General features: G+C 41.8%; 6 protein-coding genes. All 6 read right to left on the bottom strand.

The window, feature by feature from the left end; genetic code table 11:
- Window positions 1-405: 405 nt before the first annotated feature.
- Window positions 406-1,188 carry a phosphoadenylyl-sulfate reductase gene (locus L3V25_RS16230; protein ID WP_237296481.1) on the bottom strand — a complete coding sequence of 261 codons (783 nt, stop codon included), beginning with the start codon at window positions 1,186-1,188 and terminating at the stop codon, window positions 406-408.
- Window positions 1,181-2,908: an assimilatory sulfite reductase (NADPH) hemoprotein subunit gene (cysI, locus tag L3V25_RS16225; protein ID WP_237296480.1), complete on the bottom strand. Its 1,728-nt coding sequence runs from the start codon at window positions 2,906-2,908 to the stop codon at window positions 1,181-1,183. The genes L3V25_RS16230 and cysI overlap by 8 nt, the downstream gene beginning before the upstream one ends.
- Window positions 2,908-4,722, bottom strand: coding sequence for an assimilatory sulfite reductase (NADPH) flavoprotein subunit (locus L3V25_RS16220; RefSeq protein WP_237296479.1), 1,815 nt, complete (start codon window positions 4,720-4,722; stop codon window positions 2,908-2,910). The genes cysI and L3V25_RS16220 overlap by 1 nt, the downstream gene beginning before the upstream one ends.
- A gap of 217 nt (window positions 4,723-4,939) precedes the next feature.
- On the bottom strand, window positions 4,940-5,170 hold the full coding sequence (locus L3V25_RS16215) for a hypothetical protein (protein ID WP_027695413.1): 231 nt from the start codon (window positions 5,168-5,170) through the stop codon (window positions 4,940-4,942).
- A 103-nt stretch (window positions 5,171-5,273) separates the two neighbouring features.
- Window positions 5,274-5,486 (bottom strand): envelope stress response protein PspG, encoded by a 213-nt coding sequence (locus L3V25_RS16210; protein ID WP_027695412.1) that lies wholly within the window; start codon window positions 5,484-5,486, stop codon window positions 5,274-5,276.
- A 180-nt stretch (window positions 5,487-5,666) separates the two neighbouring features.
- A complete protein-coding gene (gene dusA, locus L3V25_RS16205; protein WP_237296478.1) occupies window positions 5,667-6,653 on the bottom strand; it encodes a tRNA dihydrouridine(20/20a) synthase DusA in 987 nt (328 codons plus the stop codon).
- Window positions 6,654-6,681: the final 28 nt, after the last annotated feature.

Below are 6,681 nucleotides of genomic sequence, written 5' to 3'. Positions count from 1 at the left end.
TTGTTCTTATTGAAAGCGCTTAGCGCGTCTCGTTGAACAGGGCGGCCATTTTAGCGATTTAAAAGTTCGTGTCAAACACTTTTTTAAAACTTTTTCCGCAAACCTTTTTGAGAAGGTTTTGACCTCTGACTCGTTGCTGCCGTTAGGCTGTGTGCTCCGTGTCAGTGAGGTCGCATTATAGAGATCCAAATCACATTGGCAACCCTTTTCTTTAAAAAACTTTAAAAATATAGCTTAGATGGTCACTTTCCGCCCAAAGCCTTATTTATACCACTTTACCCTTACCTTAATAACAAGTTATCCACAAAATAGAGGTAATTTAGCTACTGGTCTAAATGAAAAAGAGGCTATCACCAAAGTGTATAGCCTCTTCTTTATATATAAATAAACGCTTAAGGTTAGATTTTATATTCCAGAACCATCTTGTTGCTGCTCAGGATCATCTTCATGGAGACCACATTCCCGCTTCAAACCAAAGAATCGTGTTTCTTCTTCCGTCATTCCTGGTTCCCATTTGCGAGTAGTATGAGTATCTCCAACTGAGAGATAACCTTCCTCCCATAATGGGTGATAAGACAACCCATGTTTTTCTAAATATTGATGTATCTCTTTATTACTCCAATCGATGATCGGTAAAAACTTAAAAACACCATTTTGAACCGCAAGGATAGGTAGTCCATTACGTGTATTTGATTGCTCACGTCTCAACCCTGAAAACCAGGTAGAAACATTAAGCTCTTTTAATGCACGTCGCATTGGCTCTACTTTATTTATCCGGTTGTACTTCTCAATGCCATCGACACCTTGTTCCCAAAGTTTGCCGTAAGAAGCTTCCTGCCAATTAGGACTTTGTTCAGCTCGGAAAACTTGTAAGTTAAGGGTAAGCTTTTCCTTTAACTCGTCAATGAATCGATAAGTTTCTGGGAATAGATATCCTGTATCTGTCAATATGACGGGAATGTCTGCTTTCACTTCCGTTGCCAAATGCAACATTACTGCAGCTTGGATGCCAAAACTTGAAGACACCGCAAACTCACCTTGCAAGTTTTCTAAAGCCCAGCGAATTCTTTGTTGAGCTGTCATTTCTTCAAGCTGAGCATTAATCTCTGCAAGCATCAAACTTTGCTCTACTTTATTAAGATTGACGAGCTTCTCTATATCTAAACTCTTTTCTTGTGTACTAAGCATAGAAGTCCCTCTTAGAGATCACGACCTCATCGATAATACCAACACGAATCACAAAATCGCCGAACGCTTCTTTGTCTTCACGTTCTTTAGACCAGCGAGCCACCAGCTCATCGATCTCTTGTAGAATTTGTTTATCCGTAATGTTCTCTTTATACATCTTAGGTACACGAGTACCGCTACGGTTACCGCCTAAGTGTAAGTTATAACGGCCAGGTGCTTTTCCGACTAAACCAACCTCAGCTAACATCGCTCGACCACAGCCATTCGGACAGCCTGTTACTCGTAAAATAATATTCTCTTCTTTCGGTAACTGATGCTTTTCTAAAATACCTTCCACTTCCGTAACAAAAGAAGGAAGGAAACGCTCTGCCTCAGCCATTGCTAATGGACAAGTTGGAAATGCCACACACGCCATCGAGTTTTTGCGTTGCTCACTAGTCGATGCATCCATTAAGCCATGTTTTACTGCAATACTCTCTATTAACTCTTTTTGATCAGCAGATACGCCAGCCACTATCAAGTTTTGGTTTGCCGTAATGCGGAAGTCACCTTTATGCACTTTCGCCAATTCAGCCATACCTGTTTTAAGAGGTTTATCTGGGTAATCTAAAATACGGCCATTCTCTATAAATAGAGACAAGTAGTGTTTACCGTCAATCCCTTCAGACCAACCAATGCGATCGCCACGCTCAGTAAACTCATAAGGACGACTTGCTTCAAATTGACTTCCAGCGCGTTTTTCAACTTCCGCTTTAAATACATCAATACCAACACGGTCTAATGTGTATTTGGTTTTGGCATTTTTACGGTTAGAACGGTTACCCCAATCACGTTGCGTGGTTACCACCGCTTCAGCAAATGCCAAAGTTTGATCAACCGGAATAAAGCCAAAGTCATCTGCACGACGAGGATAAGTAGACGTATCACCATGAGTCATCGCAAGGCCACCGCCCACCAGCACGTTAAAACCAATTAACTTGCCGCTCTCTTCAATGGCCACAAAGTTTAAGTCATTGGCATGAACATCTACATCGTTTAATGGTGGAATCGCAATCGTGGTTTTAAATTTACGTGGTAAGTAGGTGCGCCCCAAAATAGGCTCTTCTTCTTGAACCGTACTATCGATTTTTTCCGCATCCAACCAAACTTCCGCATAGCCTCGAGCGTGTGGCAAAAAGTGCTCACTGATTTTCTTTGACCATTCATACGCTTCTTGATGTACTTCTGATTGATATGGATTCGCCGTACATAGTACATTTCGGTTCATATCTGCTGCAGTACCAATCGAATCAATACCAATCGAGTTCAGCGCTTTATGAACCTTCTTAATATTCGGCTTTAAAATGCCATGATATTGAAAGGTTTGACGCGTGGTTAAACGAATACTGCCATATAAAGTATGTTCATCCGCCCACTTATCGACACCAAGCCATTGGGTTGGCGTGATCACGCCCGCCGGTAAACGCGCACGAACCATCAAAGTATGTAGCGGTTCTAGTTTTTGCTTGGCACGCTCAGCTCGGATATCACGATCATCTTGTAAGTACATGCCGTGAAAACGAATCAATGTAAAATTATCGCCCGTCACTGCACCAGTAATTGGGTTTTGTAGATCTTCTGCAATCGTGCCACGTAAAAAGTTACTCTCAGCTTTTAAACGCTCACCATCAGAAAGTGGACCTAATACTTCGCCTAATACTACTTGTTCTTTCGTGCTCATTAGTACACATCCCTTTGATAACGTTTTGCTTTACGTAGGTCATTCACAAACGCTTCTGCCTGCTCACGACCGAGTTTTCCTTGTTCTTGCGCAACTGAAATTAATGCTTCATGAACATCTTTAGCCATACGGTTCGCATCGCCACAGACATAAAGGTACGCACCTTGCTGTAACCATTGCCAAACTTCAGCGGCATTTTCTAAAATTCGATCTTGGACATACACCTTCTCAGCCTGATCTCGGCTAAAGGCAACATCGAGTTTTGTTAGCACACCTGATTTCAAATACTTTTGCCATTCAACTTGATATAAGAAATCTTGAGTAAAGGTACGGTCGCCAAAGAATAACCAGTTTTTACCTTCAGCATCTCGCGCTTCTCTTTCTTGAATAAAGCTACGGAAAGGTGCAATCCCCGTTCCCGGACCAATCATGATCACTGGAGTATTATCGTCTTGTGGTAACTTAAAGTTATTATTGTGTTCAATGAAAACTTTAACGTTATCCCCTTCTTCCAAACGATGAGTCAGATAATGAGACGCACCACCATAACGAGTTTCTTCGCCTTGCTGATATTCAACCAGACCAACCGTTAAATGCACTTCATCTTCAACTTCAGCTTGGCTCGAAGCAATCGAATAAAGTCTCGGTGTTAATTTTCGGAATAGGCTAGCGAGTTCTTCTGCGGTCAGTTTGGTTTTCTTTTCTTTTAAAACATCAATAATCTGAGTGTTACCAGCGTACTCACGCAGCTTATCTTTATCGTCCACCAGCTTTTGTAGCCTCTTACTACCAGATAACTCTGAGTACTTTGTGACAAACTGTGGGTTAGAGGCGGTAATTTCAAACTTATTAACCAGTGCACTATGAATAGAAATGCTTTCTCCATCGAGTTCAATGCTTTCTATTCCAGATAAACCGACTTGATCCAAAATCGCAGCCACTAGATCTGAACTGTTTTCATACCATACCCCTAGTGCATCACCAGGTTGATAAGTGATACCTGAGCCTTCAAGATCAATTTCAATATGTCGAACATCTTTACCTGAATCACGACCGGTAATCTTTTGACTAGTCAGTAAACTCGCAGTGTAAGGAGTTTGTTTATTCCAAGGGCTTTCAACATGGGCACTTTGCCCTACCGGTAATTGCACCACTTGTGCATCACTCGCCGATAGCGTTTCTTTTACTTTTTCTAATGCTTGTTTACGCCACTCACTCGCCGGAGCTTCATAATCAACATCACAATCAAGGCGGTCAAGGAAAGCCGTTGCACCAAGCTTGCTTAAGTAACTATCGAAATCTTTACCGGTTTGGCAGAAAAACTCATAACTAGAATCACCTAGTGCAATAACCGCATATTTTAAATTGGCTAATTTAGGCGCTTTTTTAGATTGCAGGAATTCATGCAACTCAATCGCATTATCTGGCGCTTCCCCTTCACCATTGGTTGAGGCAACAATAATGACATGAGTTTCTTTGGCGAGATTCTTACCTTTGTAATCACTAGCATCAAATAATTCTACGGCGATACCATTGGCATCAGCTTCATTTTTTAACGCTTCAGCGACGCCTTTGGCATTACCGGTTTGTGAGGCATAGATAATAGTCAATTTGCCAGCAGGTTCAGCGGCGACTGAAAGTTGAGATTGAGTAGCGCCTCCGGTTGCTGGTTGTCCGGTTTGGCTTAGCCCCCAGAAGTAACCACTCACCCACGCAAGCTGCTGCGGTGATAACTCAGACATAGCCTGCTGCAATTGACCGATTTGTTGATCATTGAGCGGACTTGCCAAAGCAGAAAGATCCTTAAGTAACATGTCACGACATCCTATCTTTTATATAAGCTCAAACGTTCTCAATTCAGGTGGGAACATTTAGGGATACAATATTATTGCTTCATGACAATAGATTAACGACTCTGATGAATCGCGAGAAAGAATTGATAAGTATGTTTTATAACTTTTTGGAAATAAGAAAGGAGAGAAATAATAAAAGCAGAGAAAAAACAGCCGTTAGTCCGCTGTTTCTTAATGACTATTTGTTAGCAATACGAACTTGTTTAAAACCCACATCTAAAGCGGAGCGAGAAGCTTCGTCGGCATCTTGATAATGACATTCTTTTCCATGCTCATCAGTCAGTAACACTAAGCCACCTCTATTATGGCGAAATTCGACAATCCAGCTTTCCTCTTCAATAGAGGACTCAATAATCGCTTCAATCAATTGCTTATCTTGATATAAACGGCGAAGTTCTGTCACGGTCATGATGTGCCCTTCCATGTCACTCACAATGCTCACTATTAATCATGGCGCAAATTTCAGAACTTGCTAGTTTGGCGGGTAAATTACCCTCCTCCTGTCAAAAAAATTAATAAGAGCTTGGCTTATTGTAGTGTTTATAAATATACAAACCTATCAACGCGACAATGATCCAAGGCAGTAGTTTTATCACCGCCCCTACCATGCTCACGATAAAGGCAAACACGAGCGCAGCCGCTAAAGCGATAAAGAAAGTCACCATGGTTACACCCGTGAACATCAACATGCCGATAAAAACGAGAATACAAAGCAGTTCAAACATAAATAGTCCTATTTAATCAAAGTCAGATATTGCATTTAACTAGCTATGCAGATTACGCGCCAAGTTAAACCAAATATAAAAACTTAAAATTCAGTAACTTAAAGCGAGGCAAAAAAGGTGAGACAATAAAAAAGCGGATTTAACCAATAAAAGGCCAAATCCGCCACTTCAGAAGTGAGATTAAACGTCCAATTCTGCTGGAATTTTGGCTAATGCCGCTTCAACGACTTCAATACCAGCACCCGGTTTATGAGCATTTTCACTAATATAACGTCGCCATTGACGAGCGCCAGGCATTGCTTGGAATAAACCTAGCATGTGACGAGTGATATGACCTAGGCTAGCACCGGCCGCCATTTCTTGTTCAATGTAAGGCAGCATTTCTTGTACTACCTGACGACGTTTCTTAATCGGCTTATCACTGCCAAATATTTTCTGATCGACTTCGGCTAGCAAATAAGGATTTTGGTAAGCTTCACGCCCAACCATCACACCGTCAAGGTGCTCTAAATGAGTCAATGAATCCTCAATGGTTTTCACGCCACCATTAATCGCAATAGTTAAATCAGGAAAATCTTGTTTAAGTTGGTAGGCGCGAGGGTAGTCCAGCTCTGGAATTTCACGGTTTTCTTTGGGACTTAATCCACTTAGCCAAGCTTTACGAGCATGGATGGTAAATTGATCAGCACCACCCTTTTCGCTCACCATAGCAATAAAGCGGGTTAAAAACTCATAGGAATCTTGATCATCAATACCAATACGCGTTTTTACCGTAACCGGAATATCCACCACTTCACGCATCGCGGCCATGCAATCAGCCACCAGCTCAGGTTCTGCCATTAAGCACGCACCAAATTTGCCATTTTGTACACGATCGGAAGGACAACCGACATTTAGATTCACTTCATCATAGCCACGCTCTTGGGCAAGCTTGGCACAATGGGCTAAATCAGCAGGATTCGAACCACCAAGTTGCAACGCCACCGGATGCTCTTGTTGGCTAAATTGCAGAAAATCCCCTTTGCCATGAATAATCGCACCGGTTGTAACCATTTCAGTGTATAACAACGTATGCTCAGATAATAAGCGATGGAAGTAACGGCAATGGCGATCAGTCCAATCGAGCATCGGGGCAATGGAAAAACGTTGCATTGGGTAATTATTCATAATGGTATATGGGATAAATATCTCTGAC

Source organism: Vibrio sp. CK2-1 (genome assembly GCF_021726515.1).
Classification (GTDB): domain Bacteria; phylum Pseudomonadota; class Gammaproteobacteria; order Enterobacterales; family Vibrionaceae; genus Vibrio.
The sequence above is the reverse complement of the archived record's forward strand: the minus strand, read 5'-3'. Positions and strand labels throughout refer to the sequence as shown.

Coding starts and splice junctions, on each gene's coding strand:
- L3V25_RS16215 (WP_027695413.1), bottom strand. CDS start 5,170: ATGACCGTGACAGAACTTCGCCGTTTATATCAAGATAAGCAATTGATT.
- dusA (WP_237296478.1), bottom strand. CDS start 6,653: ATGAATAATTACCCAATGCAACGTTTTTCCATTGCCCCGATGCTCGAT.
- L3V25_RS16230 (WP_237296481.1), bottom strand. CDS start 1,188: ATGCTTAGTACACAAGAAAAGAGTTTAGATATAGAGAAGCTCGTCAAT.
- L3V25_RS16210 (WP_027695412.1), bottom strand. CDS start 5,486: ATGTTTGAACTGCTTTGTATTCTCGTTTTTATCGGCATGTTGATGTTC.
- L3V25_RS16220 (WP_237296479.1), bottom strand. CDS start 4,722: ATGTTACTTAAGGATCTTTCTGCTTTGGCAAGTCCGCTCAATGATCAA.
- cysI (WP_237296480.1), bottom strand. CDS start 2,908: ATGAGCACGAAAGAACAAGTAGTATTAGGCGAAGTATTAGGTCCACTT.